We start from the raw sequence: 14,053 nt of genomic DNA, 5'->3' as shown, positions 1-14,053 counted from the left end.
ATTATGACAGGAAGGTGGTTATTTAGTAAGTATTTTATAACCCTCGTCCGCGAAGGGTTTGAACAGAGAGTATGACCCTATTGGAAAAAGGGAGTTGATAGAGCGGGTTTAGTGAGGAAAAAATTGGTAGGAACTTTCAGCGAGGGAACCGATCAGTAGAAAATTTTCTAACTTTTTCTATAATAAATGAATTCATAAAGTTTTATTTCATTCAATCCTTAACCTGAGTTAACATCCTTTGATAAAGCTTGTTACTGGAGAAATTATGCATGCAGAGGATGTCCCCGTACCTCATTTAACTACTGCCCACAGTGGTCCCTTATATCATGTGGAAAAAATTATTTTAAAACAAATTGTTACCATTGAATCCTGGTTTCGCGAAAAGTGGCAAGAAACCGCTCCACCGATTACTTCCTCCGTGGATTTACGTCATGCTGGATTTAAACTAGCGCCGGTCGATACTAATTTATTTCCCGCAGGATTTAATAATCTTAATCGTGATTTTCTACCGTTATGTATTCAGGCAGCTCAATCAGTTTTGGTTGATTACATGCCAAGTTGTAAGCATATTTTGCTCTTACCCGAGAGTCATACTCGAAATCGCTTTTATTTAAGCAGTTTATTGATGCTGCGTGATATTTTTATGAAAGCGGGATTTGTAGTGCGAATAGGAAGTCTAGATCCTGAAGTAACCGAAGATACAGAAATGACTACGGAAGAGGGACAAACTCTATTAATTGAGCCTCTACATCGTGAGAAAGATAGAATAGGGCTAGATAATTTTGACCCTTGTATGATCCTGCTTAACAATGATCTCTCTTCGGGTGTTCCCCAAATTTTAGAAAACTTGCAGCAACGCATAAGACCTACACCTAAATTAGGTTGGGCTTCCAGGCTTAAATCCAGCCATTTTCATTTTTTTGATGAGGTAGCTACCGAATTTGCCAAGTTAGTTGGCATGGATCCTTGGTTAATCAATCCCTACTTTAATGCAGTAGACGGAGTCGATTTTATGGCTCAAGAAGGCGTGGATAATTTAGCTGATCATGTGGATAAATTATTGGCAATGATCAAAGACAAATATACAACTTATGATATTTCAGACAAACCCTTTGTCGTAGTTAAGGCTGATAACGGCACTTATGGTATGAGTGTCATGACGGTGCATGAAGGTGATGAGTTGCGCCAACTTAATCGCAAACAAAGAACAAAGATGGCGGCAAGCAAGGGAAGCCGTAAAGTCGAGAGGGTGATGATTCAAGAAGGAGTCTATACCTTTGAAACAATGCCTAATGGTGCGGTGGCTGAACCTGTGGTTTATATGATTGGCCAATTTGTTGTTGGAGGTTTTTATCGAGTACACCAAGGTCGTGGTATCGATGAAAATCTTAATGCGCCGGGTATGCATTTTGAACCACTTGCTTTTGCACAAGCCTGTAATATGCCACGTAACGATTTAGCGGCTGTGGATTGTCCTAATCGGTTTTATGCCTATGGAGTTATAGCGCGATTGGCGGCTCTTGCTGCGGCAAGGGAAATTGCAGCGATTGGAGGCGAGTAATGAAACTAGCCGTATTGATGGATCCAGTACATAAACTTAAGGCTTATAAAGATTCGACAGTTGCTATGCTTAAAAGTGCGCAGGCTTTGGGCTGGTCCTGCGTTTATTTTACTCAAGACGATTTATACTGCCGGCAAGGTCATGCCTATGCTCGCGTGTTTTCAATCAAAATAGGCGATGAAAACGCTAGTCAGTGGGCTGAGATTAAAGAGCAAGGCGAACAGGCTTTAAATGAATTCGATATCCTATTGATGCGCAAGGATCCGCCTTTTGATATGGAATACATTTATTCAACCTATGCCCTACAACTTGCTGAACGAGATGGCGTTTTAGTTGCGAATAAACCAAGTAGCCTACGCGATGCGAATGAGAAATTTTTTACCTTAAATTTTCCTCAATGTTGCCCGCAAACTCTTGTTAGTCGCGACATAAAGCGACTACGTGCCTTTTGGAAAGAACATCAAAATGTGATCTTTAAACCACTCGAAGGCATGGGAGGTAGCTCTGTTTTTCATGTCAATGAGAATGCCGAAAATTTATCTGTCATTTTGGAAATGCTAACCGAAGGTCAAACAGCTAACATTATGGCGCAGCAATATATTCCCGAAATTACCAGTTTAGGCGATAAGCGAATTTTATTAATCAATGGCGAACCTGTTCCCTATGCTTTGGCCCGTATTCCTGCCAAAGGTGAACTGCGTGGTAATCTTGCTGCAGGTGCTCGAGGTAAGGTGGTGGCGATCACCGAGCGTGATCGTTGGTTATGTCAGCAGATTGCTCCGACGCTTAAATCGATGGGCCTCTACTTTGTTGGTATTGATGTTATTGGCGATTATTTAACTGAAATTAATGTGACTAGCCCAACTTGTATTCGCGAAATCGAAGCTGAAACCAATTTAGACATCGCGGGAGATTACCTACGTTGCTTAGCTGAATTAGTTTCCTCTTGGCTATAATTACTGTATTCGGCCATGGCCCTAGCAGTAAGGATACTCTATGAGTCTCGATAGCTATCATAAAAAAAGGAATTTTAAAAAAACACGCGAACCGAAGGGCCAAGTGCATAGCACTAAAAATTCCCTTTTTGTCATCCAAAAGCATGCGGCAAGTCATCTGCATTATGATTTTCGTTTGGAATTGGAAGGGGTACTTAAAAGTTGGGCTGTTCCAAAAGGACCCTGTCTTGACTCTAAAGTAAAGCGCTTGGCGATTCATGTTGAAGATCATCCAATTGAATATGGAACCTTTGAAGGCATTATTCCCAAAGGAGAGTATGGCGGTGGTACTGTCATGTTATGGGATGAAGGACAGTGGCATTCGCTGGATGATGATGCCGTCAAAGCCTATCAAAAAGGACATCTTCGTTTTGAATTAATTGCTAAAAAATTACAAGGTCGTTGGGATTTAATTCGTTTTAAAGAGAAAGAATGGTTTTTGATTAAATACAAGGATCAATACGCTAAATCCGAAGAAAATTATGATATTACTCAAGAAGAATCGCTCAGTGTGCTTCATCATCAATCGATGGAAGAAATTAGTCTCCATTATGATGGCATCTGGACTAAAAAAGGTTATAAGTCCAAGGATATTAACTCCGAATTAAAAGCAAAGTTAGGCTCTTCTAGTCTATTTCCACAAAAGATATCTGCCCAATTAGCAACTTTAGTCGATAAAGCGCCGCAAGGAGATGAGTGGTTGCATGAGGTAAAATTAGATGGCTATCGTATGTTTGCTGTGAAAAAAGGAAAGGATCTGCAGTTCTTTTCTCGGAATGAAAAAGATTGGACAAAGGAATTTAAAAGTTTGATCCCCGATATCCAAAAACTTCCCCTTACGAAGGGTATTTTTGATGGCGAAATTGTCATTTTGGATAAAAACAGCCGCTCAAATTTTCAATTATTGCAAAACGCTATCAAATCAGAAAAAAATGTTCATTTTTATTATTATATTTTCGATCTGTTATACCTTGAAAAATATGATTTACGTTCCTTACCGCTTATTGAACGAAAAACGATTTTGGCTTCACTGTTGCAAGAAGCGCCTTCCTCCATCAAATACAGCAACCACATTGTGGGACACGGTGAAGAAATGCTGGAACGGGCCTGCGAGTTTGATTTGGAAGGAATCGTATCGAAACGCGTGGATAGTCGTTATATCGGTAAACGTAATAAATCTTGGTTGAAAATTAAGTGTTCAAGCCGACAGGAGTTTGTAGTGGGCGGATTTTCAAAACCTAAGCGATCACGAGAATATTTTGGTTCACTTTATCTAGGTGTATTTAACGAAGAGGGCGAGTTGGTATTCACCGGCAATGTCGGAACTGGATTCTCTGCGGCATCTTTAAAAGCGGTTTATGATGAGTTAAAACCGCTAATTAGCAAAAAAAATCCTTTTAGGACGCTTCCTCCAGAAGCAAAAGTTGCCACCTGGGTTGAACCAAAACTGGTTGTTGAAGTTGAGTTTTCACAATGGACCCAGGAGGGGAGATTAAGACATCCAAGTTTCAAAGGATTGCGAATGGATAAAAAATCAAAAGAAGTAACCGCAGAGAAAGAAACATCGATAGAAGCAATTAAATCGAACGCTTCTTTATCGAGTTCTTTGCAGCTGACTCATCCAGAAAAAATTCTGTATAAAGAGGATAAAATTACCAAGCAAGATCTTTATCATTATTATGATGAAATCAGTGATTATATTTTACCTTATATAAGTCATCGGCCATTAACTTTAGTGCGATGTCCCTCTGGGTACGAAGAGTGTTTTTATCAAAAACACCTCAATAAATCCGGTAAAAAATTGCATAGCATTCCTGTTGAAAATAAAAATGGTACCGTGGAGCAATATATTTATCTGGATAATAAAGCCGGGCTGCTTAATTTAGTGCAGATGGGCGTATTAGAAATTCATCCCTGGGGAAGTAAAATCGAACATCTTGAGTATCCTGATATTCTTATTTTTGATTTGGATCCCGGGCCTGATGTTGAGTGGAAAATGGTTGTTGAGGCAGCGTTTGATATCAAAGAGCAATTAAGACAGTATCAGCTTAGATCTTTTGTAAAAACGACAGGAGGGAAGGGGCTTCACATAGTCATACCAATAAAACCTGAATTCCATTGGGATGAGGTGAAGAATTTTACTCGTATTTTTGCTGAATATTTGGAAAAAAGGAACCCGGAAAAATACGTTAGCAAAATGGCAAAAGTAAAAAGAAAAGGGAAAATTTTTGTCGATTATTTGCGTAATCAACACGACGCCACAGCAATTGCCCCCTATTCAACCCGCGCCAGGCTTCACGCTCCAGTCGCTACTCCAATTAGTTGGGATGAGTTAAGCGATAATTTTGCAGAGACCTTTTATACTGTTCGTACCCTCCCCAAACGATTAGCGAAATTAAAATCGGATCCTTGGAAAGAGTTTTACACTATTCGGCAGTCTTTAAGGTTGGATGAGCTGGAATAGTGCTTTCATTTTAAGAACCTAAATTGATAGCTGAATTCAAAAGGCCCGCTTTGAGACGTTCCCCTGATCAAAGAAACCGAGATATCCGGAGGGATTTTTCTTGGCCCGCGAAGGAGTGTTTGGTAACTGTCTCCTCCACTTGCTGTTTGGGAGTTTCTATAGTGCTTAACTTTGTTTTCTATCAAAAGAAGTAATACTTTTTCTTACCCTGAACTGGGCGGTAAAACTAAAGTTAATGGTATTGATATATATAACTTTCTATGTTTAGATGCTTTACCATTTTCACCTCTGTAGAGCCGGTTAAGGTTTGCGGCCTGAAATGTCGCGTAGGGATACATTATGAAATTATTGCGTTTGTTGCCTCTATTAGGTCTTAGTTTAATTAGTTTGAATTTTTTCACTGTAGCTCAGGCTGGCGTTCCTTTATGGACATTTACGCCAGATCCAAGTTTTCCATCCAAAATTACATTGAGTCCAACGGGAACTGCAACAATTAAGTATCTCGTAACTAATCAATCAAATAAATCACATACTTTAGTCATGCAACCGATTCCCGGTATCACCCAAATGTCGTCAGGATTCGGAATCTGTGGTAACCCTTTTCCATTAGGGTATTTACAATCCTGTACCTTAGTTTTGCAAGTGAATGGCAGCGACATACCAAATAATTTATCCGGAGGTCCTGTGGTTTGCAGCCAAGGCAATCCTTTACAGTGTTATCAACCGAGCGCCTCAGATGTCTTGAACGTCACTACAGCAGCGGCGACAAGACTCTTCGTTAATGGAAGTTTAGCTGTAAATGGTAATGGAAGGAGTTGGGCTACCGCATTTAATAATTTACAATCCGCGCTAGAAGCTGCTGCGCTCAATGCGAGTGCAGTAGAAATTTGGGTAGCAAGGGGGGTGTATAAACCTACTCAAGTCTATTCCGTTCAAGGAGTTGTGGGTGGTGCTTTTGGAGTTAATACTCCTAAGCTAAGAACTTTCCGTATAGGAGCTGATACGGCCATCTATGGAGGTTTTCTCGGGAATGAAACTTTACGCGAAGAAAGAAATGGATTACTTCATCCCACAATTTTATGTGGTGATATGGCTTCCAATTGCCTGACTCCCTATACCCCTAGCAACGATAGAGTTTGGCATGTGATTATGGTTGGCGATGATATTCCTCCGGGTTCAGGGTCTAAGAATGTTAAACTTGATAGCTTGATTGTCAGAGGTGGATTCGCCAATGGCCCGGATCAAGGAGTTTTGGGAACGAACAATGTACTCCTAAGTTTAGATTTCGCGCATGCTGCAGGTGGAGGTCTTTTAGCTCGCTATGGCTCAACCGTTGAACTAAGTAGAGTGCTCTTTGACCAGAATGCAAGTGATGGTGTTAACTCATCGGTGACAGAGACCTTAGCAGGAGTGCTTCTTGCTTTAAGTTCAGGGGGAGGGGCTGCTGCAGCAGTAGATTTTGGTACCTCAATAACTATTAATTATTCACAGTTTTTTAATAACGTTGCTCTATTCCCGGGCGGAAGTGGCGGGGCTTTGACAGCTATGATTGGTGCCAGCTTTAACGTTAGTTCAAGTCAATTTGAGGGAAATGCTGCTTTTCGTAATGGTGGAGCTATTCGAAGTAAGGATTCTGCAGCCCTCACTGTTTCATCCTGTAGTTTCAATAATAATGCATTGTTAGGTCCTGAGTCAGATTCTAGCGGCGGAGCCATTGGTACTATTAATACTAATTTATCAGTATCTAATTCAATTTTTACACGAAATGTAACTACTTCTACAGGTTTCGGTGGCGGAGCCATTTTCTTCCACGTTCCTTTTGATGATGGTAGCCCTCATTTTTTAACTGTTACAAGCTCAAAGTTTGCAAATAATTTTGCCGCAGCATTTGGAGGAGGAGGGGTCAATGTTTTTGGAATACTCCCCAATGCAGGTTCACAAGCACTGATTAGTGGCTGCGAATTTACTCACAATCTCGGGGGTGTTGGGGGAGCAATTTATTTGGACTCCATCGCTACAACAGTAACGCAATCTTCTTTTTCTGGTAATGCAGCGCAATTGCAAGGCGGGGCAATTTTTTCCTCTAATTTTGGGAATTCTGTATTTGGTGTTCCTCTGCCCACACAATCGCGAATTGTAAATAATGTTTTTGCAAATAATGCAATTGTGGGAGTACCAGCGGGTACCTCCTCGCCTCTATTCTTCTTTAACCAAATAGCTAATCAATTTAGTAATAACAACAGTGGTACAGTAACCACTATGGCACCAGGAGGAGGAGCAATTGCTGTTGATCTTTCTGGAAATGCTAAGATTTCTAGTAATGCTTTTACAGGAAATATTGCTATAAGTTCCTCAGTGGGAGAGCCTGATCGCGGGGGAGCAATATTAATAGGTGGTTCAGCAGGTACACCATTGACCATGAATCAAGCTCAGGTTTGTCTTGCTTTAAATTTATTTACCAACAATAAAGCGGATATAGATGATAATGTTGCTGTCTACAACCCAGCAAATATCCCAGGCGCTGTAGGTCTGAGTTTCTGCCCTGTTCCTGTTAAAAGTTAAGAGTGCCACTGTTTAAGTGGCTCTGTTGAACAAATCAACCCCGCGGTCACCGCCGCGGAGAGTCGCTTGGACAGGAGGACAGAATCTCATGACAGTTACTACCTTCCTTAGTAAAATTGAATAAATAGGTTCTGTTTATTGGTTTTAAAATAGAGTAATATCTTGATGCTAGTTTGATTCTAGTGTGCAAAAAATATCTAACAATAAGGTTGTAAAAATGAAGAAATTACTTTCTATCTCTGCGATTACTCTTATTATCAGTGGTTGCGCATCGATTCCTCCCGATCCGCAGGCAGCTCGTATCATTGCTTCGCCTAATCCCGTTCCTAAAGGATGCAAGTATCTAGGTCAAGTGGTCGGTAACCAGGGTAATTTCTTTACCGGCGGATTTACTTCCAATCGTAACCTAGAAGAAGGTGCGATGAATGATCTTAAGAATAAAGCGGTGAAATTAGGTGCAAATTATATACAACTAGTAACTAATCGAGCAGGAGTCACCGGATCAATGAGTGGATCATTTGATCGCCATGGTGGTTTCATGAGTGGCGGTTCTCAGCAAACTAACGTAACTAATTTAGGAAATGCTTATCGCTGCCCGTCCAAATTAATTGGATTAGAATAACCTCATTGAGTAATGTAGTTCAAGGTTATTCTTGGATTCCCGCGAAAGCGGGAGTCCAGGAATATAGATTTAAGACGACTTCTCCTGATTATCTACCTTCTATTTTTACTGCTAAGGCGGATAAAACTCGAGGCACCATCGAGTAAAAACTAGCCGTCATTACTAATTCAATCATTTCTGCTTGGGTAAAATGCTGTGCGGCTTCTGCATGAATGTCATCACTGACCTGGCCTTGTACTATCGCCTCTGTTAGGCTTAAGGCGGCTTTTTCTTTTGCGCTAAATGCATTAGAGGAACGCCACATAGGTAATTCAGCAACTTGATGTTCATCGACTCCAGCGGCAGTGGCCATCTTTCTATGTTGATACCATTCGTAAGCCGAATTCTGTAGTTGTGCAGTTCTTAAAATCATTAATTCTCTTAGCGGTCGTGCTGTCTTCGCTAAAAACCGTATGCTATAGGCAAACTCTAACCAGGCATCCAACATTTCAGGTTGATTTGCTAAAATTCGATAAAGATTAATCGGTTTTCCACCCAGTTCTATGATGCGGTCAGCAGTTAGCTCATTAATCTCTGCAAAGGTGTATCGCTCCGTCATACTTAACCTCGTCTGTCTGAATAGTTGATATTACGAGAAAAATTATAGGAATATTATCCCTCGTTGCGTCAAGTGAAAGCGGTTATTTCTTTTTTTTTTTTCGGTTCATCGAATAAATTGGACAAGGTGATATTAGACAACTAAACTTATATTGTGCGTTGCAGCATAAGGAGAATGCCATGCAAAATAAAATGAAAGATACTTATAAACGACTTCAAATTCCTATGCAGGAATTGGTTCAGTTAAATATTAAGACTGTACAAAGTATGTCCTATATTAAACCTGAGGAATGGGCACGGTTAAGACAGCCACAAGATATTTTTGAAAAGCAAGTAAGTGTTTTTATAGAGAATGGTCATAAAGTGCTTGATTATTTAGAAGAGGCTACTGAAATTTTAGAGAAAAATTTGTTCTCTGCTACCGCAGAAATTCGAGAAAATGCTGAGCGAACCATGCGGGAAGCTAAATCAGCCATGAGCAAGAAACCAAAAACGACTAAGAGAAAAATGAATTGATTAGTTATATCTTATTTTAAGGAAACTAAAATGAACATTGAACCTAATAAATCCAAACTTAATCAATATAGTTCCCACCGAGAAGAAATTGCTGAGCAAGCTGATCATGTCTACCAAGAGGCTAAAAAATTGGGTGGCCAAATATATGACGAAGGCAGAAGCCAATTTGATCATTTGCATGGAAATATAAAAGAACATTCGGATAAAGTTGTACAAAAGGTCCATGAAAGCCCTCTATCAGCTTTAACGGTCGCTGCAGGGATTGGTTTTCTATTAGGCCGACTATTTTTGCGAAAATAATTAGTATCCAGCTTGCAAATGTAGCAATTGTCTTTTCAAGACAGCTGCTACATTCTTTGCGGGAAATTTAACATGAAACAACGCCCATTGTTGCGCGAATTTGAATGGGCTAGAGCTAGCCTACTCAATGCATTTCATGGAACTCTTCCCATTCAAAATCTACATAATTTTCAATTAATTTTTTAATCTCTATCTTTGCACCTTTTTCACTAAAATGTTCCGTATGAAATTTTTGTGGTGCGGAAGATTGTTCTTTTCCTTGCTTAATCACTTTCCCATCCGCTTTGTATAAACGATTTTTAGACGAATTTATCTCATAGGAAATCTGAAATCCCCTATAACTATATTCCGGCATGATTATTTTCTCTCATAATTTTTTGATTCATTCACTATAAGAATAGGATATTAAATAGATTAAATCTAAAAATTTCTTGGTAAATGCTCAGGTCTTAATTTTTTTTTGCGATTAAAATGAGTTTATCGATATACTGGGATCAAACTGACCGAGATCAAGGACGAAAGATGGACGGTGCCCAGGAGTTTGTTGATGCGTTAAGAGAGGGAGATTATTTTAAGGCTCTGGAGTTGTCTCGTTTTATAAATCAAAAATACGAACAGATGAAGAAGGTTCTTGGTGCAGATGAACTAGTTCAACTGGGGGCCTACGAGCTAAGCAAGACCGATATCTGTGAAAAGGATATCTTGCCAATTAATTTTTTATATAACTACATCCAATATCATCGCTCACTTGCTTATGGCGAAATAGGCTATACCCTTACTACTTTTCTTGCCCTAATCAACATTGTTTTAGCAATTAAGATGGATGTGAATTTTCAAACGACCATTGATATAACTTCTATTAGCGATTCAACTCAATTTGTAAGTTTTCTTCAAGATACCTCCGATTTTTCCAAGCTTGTAGAAAGGAATATGAATCAGCCTGGATGGATGGTCGTGATGACCATCCCAATGAATGAGTTTGAGTTATTAGAAAGCATAGCGGCTATGAGCGACAATGTTTTTGAAAATTTCCGCAGGTGCGTGCAGCAAATCCAGCTGAAATTGCATGCCGATGCGGTTAACTTTTTTTGTCCTTTAGTGCAAGCTTTTGAAAACGTAAGCGCTTTGAAAGAAAATGTAACGAGTTTTAAATTGCGTTTGCAAAATAAGTTAATGTTAGAAGAGATAAAAGTGACTGAGAAAGGAGAGGTTGTCTCACCCGATGAGCCTACTAGCAAACAACAAAAATTAATCAATCGATATCAAGCATTGCATGTATTGTGTCAAGAACTTCAAGGTAAGAAATTGTTTGATTGCAAAGATAGAGAAATGATCGCTGGAGTTTTAGAAATTTGTGCTTTGAATGGGGCAGATTGGCATGAAAGAGATTTTAATCAGAAACTCACCGATATTTTAAGCGTAGGTTTAAAACCTTTTTATCGCACTTTTTTTTCAAAAGAAGCTGCATATCAACAGGCAATAGATGGAATAGTTCCCAATTTGCCGTTTACAGCGTAATTGATGAGCGGTTCTTTCCTCCAGCCAAGAGAACCTCGCGGTGGTGACTGCGAGGTCCATGGATCTAGATTAGCTCCCTTTAAAATAGATCCTGCGTTGAAGCCACGGGAATTCGTTTCACTGCCCTTTTATAATATGACGATTCAAACACTGCCAATAAAATCAATCTGTCGCCAAGCTTCAAAAAGTATAATGGCTACAGAATTTGATAAATTCAGGCTGCGATTATTAGGGCACATCGGAATGCGAATCGCAGTGTAGCCTTCTCTTAATTCGACAGGTAACCCGCGAGTTTCGGCGCCAAAAAGCAACATATCTTCGTCTTGATAAGAAATGTCGTTATAATTTTTTTGCCCTTTTGTCGAACAGGCAAAAATCCGCCTTTGTTGGTTCTTCTCTATAAAATCTTGATCATTTGAATAATGAACAACATTGGCCCATTCATGATAATCTAGCCCTGCACGACGCATACGCTTATCGTCAAGAGTAAATCCTAAAGGGTGGATTAGATGCAATTGTGCGCCAGTGTTAGCGCACAAACGAATGATATTTCCTGTATTAGGCGGGATTTCTGGTTGATGTAACGCAATATGCAACATGTCTATTATACTAAATCGTGTTCATGAAAAACTATTTCGCCTTAGCTTGTATAACTGGTTTTTTCGTGGCGGGGTTTTCCTCATCCACATACCCATTAACATCATCCCCGTCGACATATAATGAAGCATCGGTGTCTGCTTGCTCACCCGTAATTAAGAAATTACGATGTTGTAAGTAGGCATCTCGGATAAATGAATATTTATCAATGGCTTGCTCCATAAGTGGTTCAGCCTCAAGCAATTGTGAGCGTAGATCTACGTATCTTAATCCAGCAATGGAATAGATAGCTACTCCACTAGGCAGATAAGGATAGGGAGTAAAGAGATAATCAAGGGGTAAGCCTAGCCCATCACGAATCGTGCTTGGACCTAAGAATGGGATAACGATATAAGCTGAGTTTTTATTTCCCCATTTAGCAAAAGTTAAGCCGAAATCATTGTAATGAGGTGGTAAGCTGAAACCTTTATCGGCTACATCAAAGAAACCCGCAATTCCGATAGTAGAATTGATTAGAAAACGCCAACTGTCTTTGACTGCTAGATTAAACTGGCCCTGAAAAACATCAGAGGCTACAGTGGGCAACATATATACGTTGTTATACATGTTGTTAATACCCCTACGGAGAGGAGAAGGAACGACTTTTTTATAAAACTTAGCAGGCGGTTTTAACATGGTTGCATCAAATGCCATGTTAAAATTGTGAATATTTCGGTTAATTGACTCGTAAGGATCAACAGGGTTAGTGCCTTTATGAATGCAGGCAGAAAGCAGTAAGGATCCTATTAAGATTGAAAGAGTAGCAATTAATCGCATGATTCTTCTATTTTTTTTAAGTGCGAAAATTGATGTTACACCACTTTCTTAGTCTTGGGAATATTCTTCAGCTTTCAAGGTAAAACCTCGCCGTAAATACCTAAAACTGGAGTAAAAAAGTGACCGGCCCCTCATTGCATAAATGAACTTTCATATTGGCCCCAAATTGACCACTCGCGACAGAAGCATATTTTTCCCGAGCGAGATCTATTAAACGCTGAAACAAGGTGAGGCTAGAATCAGGGGAAGCTGCATTGGAAAAGCTAGGACGTAAGCCTTTTTTAGTATCAGCCATTAAAGTAAATTGCGGTACAAGCAAAAGTCCGCCATTAACCTCTTTTAAACTTAAATTCATCTTGCCCTGCGCATCACTAAAAATACGATAATTCAAGCATTTTTCTAACATACGCAAAAGGGTTGCTTCTGTATCCTGGCTTTCAAAGCCACAAAGAATCATTAAGCCTTGAGTGATTTCTCCGACGGTCTGTTTATCGACGACCACTTTTGCTTCACTTACTCGCTGAACTACCGTTAACATGCATCTAAACCCTGGCGTGAAATTTCTTTGCTGGCATCAATAATGGCGTCAATAATTCCTATCTCTCGATCAGAATGGCCAGCGTCTCTAACAACTCTTAAACTAGAAGCAGGTAAAGCTTGGTATAATTCCCAGGCTCCTTCGAGCGGGCATATCATATCGTAACGGCCATGAATGATAAAAGTAGGTATGTGCCTGATTTTATGGGCATTAGCGATAATTTGATTTTCTTCGATAAAATAATGGTGGTTAATGTAATAAGTTTGTAAGCAAGCGAGGGCCAGGGCAAAATGAGGATCGCTATATTGATCAATGACGGTGAGATGAGCTTGTAAGCTGTTACAGTGTGCTTGCCACATAGCCCAGTTTTTTGCAGCAGACATTCGCACTAATTCATTATCGCCTTGTAAGCATTGGGCATAATAGTGTGGAAGGTTATCCTGATTTTCACAAGGTACAAAATTAAAAAATTCCTGCCAATAATCAGGAAAAACGAGACTTGCTCCGCTTTTATAAAACCAGTCGATATCTTTTTTTCGTCCCAAGAAAATTTGATGCAACACTAAAGTGGACACCTGCTGGGGATAAAGTTGAGCATACAATAATGCAAGCAAAGAACCCCAACCACCACCAAATAAGATAAATCGGCTAAGTCCTAAATAATCACGTATCTTATCAATGTCTTCTAGCAAATTTTGCGTGTTATTCTCTTGTTGTTCTATATGAGGAGTAGAGCGCCCGCAGCCCCGTTGATCAAAAAGGATAATGCGATAGATTTGTGGATCAAAAAAACGCCGCAAATGATTATTAGCACCTTCACCAGGTCCTGAATGTAGGACTATTACTGGCATTCCTTGAGGGTTTCCTACTTCTTCTATATAAAGAATATGGGGTTCGTTAACCAATAACTCATGGCATTTATAAGGTTTTATGGTTGGATAAAGAGTATGCATAATTGTCTCAGCAA

Annotated in this window: 14 protein-coding genes; 8 read left to right on the top strand and 6 right to left on the bottom strand. The window is 39.7% G+C overall.

Translation table 11 applies throughout. The features are described from left to right. Positions 1–265 precede the first annotated feature (265 nt). The 5 genes from gshA (at position 266) to Ldro_RS11625 (ending at position 8,204) form a co-directional block, all read left to right on the top strand. On the top strand, positions 266–1,561 hold the full coding sequence (gene gshA / locus Ldro_RS11645; RefSeq protein WP_058496582.1) for a glutamate--cysteine ligase: 1,296 nt from the start codon (positions 266–268) through the stop codon (positions 1,559–1,561). Next, positions 1,561–2,517: a glutathione synthase gene (gshB, locus tag Ldro_RS11640; RefSeq protein ID WP_058496581.1), complete on the top strand. Its 957-nt coding sequence runs from the start codon at positions 1,561–1,563 to the stop codon at positions 2,515–2,517. Before gshA ends, gshB begins: the two co-directional genes overlap by 1 nt. 40 nt (positions 2,518–2,557) lie before the next feature. Beyond that, positions 2,558–5,020 carry a DNA ligase D gene (gene ligD, locus Ldro_RS11635; protein ID WP_058496580.1) on the top strand — a complete coding sequence of 821 codons (2,463 nt, stop codon included), beginning with the start codon at positions 2,558–2,560 and terminating at the stop codon, positions 5,018–5,020. 339 nt (positions 5,021–5,359) lie between these two features. Next, positions 5,360–7,582 (top strand): hypothetical protein, encoded by a 2,223-nt coding sequence (locus Ldro_RS11630; protein WP_058496579.1) that lies wholly within the window; start codon positions 5,360–5,362, stop codon positions 7,580–7,582. Positions 7,583–7,799: 217 nt separating this feature from the next. Continuing rightward, positions 7,800–8,204 (top strand): DUF4156 domain-containing protein, encoded by a 405-nt coding sequence (locus tag Ldro_RS11625; protein ID WP_058496578.1) that lies wholly within the window; start codon positions 7,800–7,802, stop codon positions 8,202–8,204. An 88-nt stretch (positions 8,205–8,292) separates the two neighbouring features. On the opposite strand, the gene Ldro_RS11620 is transcribed toward Ldro_RS11625, so the two are convergent. After that, a complete protein-coding gene (locus tag Ldro_RS11620; RefSeq protein ID WP_058496577.1) occupies positions 8,293–8,802 on the bottom strand; it encodes a carboxymuconolactone decarboxylase family protein in 510 nt (169 codons plus the stop codon). Positions 8,803–8,981: 179 nt separating this feature from the next. Between Ldro_RS11620 and Ldro_RS11615 the strand changes: the two genes are divergently transcribed. Both Ldro_RS11615 and Ldro_RS11610 read left to right on the top strand, forming a co-directional pair. Beyond that, positions 8,982–9,317: a hypothetical protein gene (locus Ldro_RS11615; RefSeq protein WP_058496576.1), complete on the top strand. Its 336-nt coding sequence runs from the start codon at positions 8,982–8,984 to the stop codon at positions 9,315–9,317. A 30-nt stretch (positions 9,318–9,347) separates the two neighbouring features. Continuing rightward, positions 9,348–9,617 (top strand): hypothetical protein, encoded by a 270-nt coding sequence (locus Ldro_RS11610; protein ID WP_058496575.1) that lies wholly within the window; start codon positions 9,348–9,350, stop codon positions 9,615–9,617. Between the two features lie 124 nt (positions 9,618–9,741). Here Ldro_RS11610 and Ldro_RS11605 read toward each other — a convergent pair whose 3' ends face one another. After that, positions 9,742–9,972, bottom strand: coding sequence for a hypothetical protein (locus tag Ldro_RS11605; RefSeq protein ID WP_058496574.1), 231 nt, complete (start codon positions 9,970–9,972; stop codon positions 9,742–9,744). Between the two features lie 116 nt (positions 9,973–10,088). Here Ldro_RS11605 and Ldro_RS11600 point away from each other — a divergent pair, with 116 nt between their 5' ends. Further along, positions 10,089–11,135 carry a hypothetical protein gene (locus tag Ldro_RS11600; protein WP_131764193.1) on the top strand — a complete coding sequence of 349 codons (1,047 nt, stop codon included), beginning with the start codon at positions 10,089–10,091 and terminating at the stop codon, positions 11,133–11,135. 143 nt (positions 11,136–11,278) lie between these two features. On the opposite strand, the gene trmL is transcribed toward Ldro_RS11600, so the two are convergent. The 4 genes from trmL to pip form a co-directional block, all read right to left on the bottom strand. After that, positions 11,279–11,734, bottom strand: coding sequence for a tRNA (uridine(34)/cytosine(34)/5-carboxymethylaminomethyluridine(34)-2'-O)-methyltransferase TrmL (gene trmL / locus Ldro_RS11595; protein ID WP_058496572.1), 456 nt, complete (start codon positions 11,732–11,734; stop codon positions 11,279–11,281). A gap of 31 nt (positions 11,735–11,765) precedes the next feature. After that, positions 11,766–12,548 carry an MlaA family lipoprotein gene (locus Ldro_RS11590; protein WP_058496571.1) on the bottom strand — a complete coding sequence of 261 codons (783 nt, stop codon included), beginning with the start codon at positions 12,546–12,548 and terminating at the stop codon, positions 11,766–11,768. Between the two features lie 100 nt (positions 12,549–12,648). Then, positions 12,649–13,086 carry a D-aminoacyl-tRNA deacylase gene (dtd, locus tag Ldro_RS11585; RefSeq protein WP_058496570.1) on the bottom strand — a complete coding sequence of 146 codons (438 nt, stop codon included), beginning with the start codon at positions 13,084–13,086 and terminating at the stop codon, positions 12,649–12,651. Further along, the gene (gene pip / locus Ldro_RS11580) at positions 13,080–14,039 is read right to left on the bottom strand and encodes a prolyl aminopeptidase (protein WP_058496569.1); all 960 of its coding nucleotides are present in this window, start codon (positions 14,037–14,039) and stop codon (positions 13,080–13,082) included. Before pip ends, dtd begins: the two co-directional genes overlap by 7 nt. Positions 14,040–14,053 lie beyond the last annotated feature (14 nt).

It is taken from the genome of Legionella drozanskii LLAP-1, from assembly GCF_001467585.1.
GTDB lineage: Bacteria > Pseudomonadota > Gammaproteobacteria > Legionellales > Legionellaceae > Tatlockia > Tatlockia drozanskii.
Note: the sequence above shows the minus strand (reverse complement) of the source record. Positions and strands in the feature narration are given on the sequence as shown.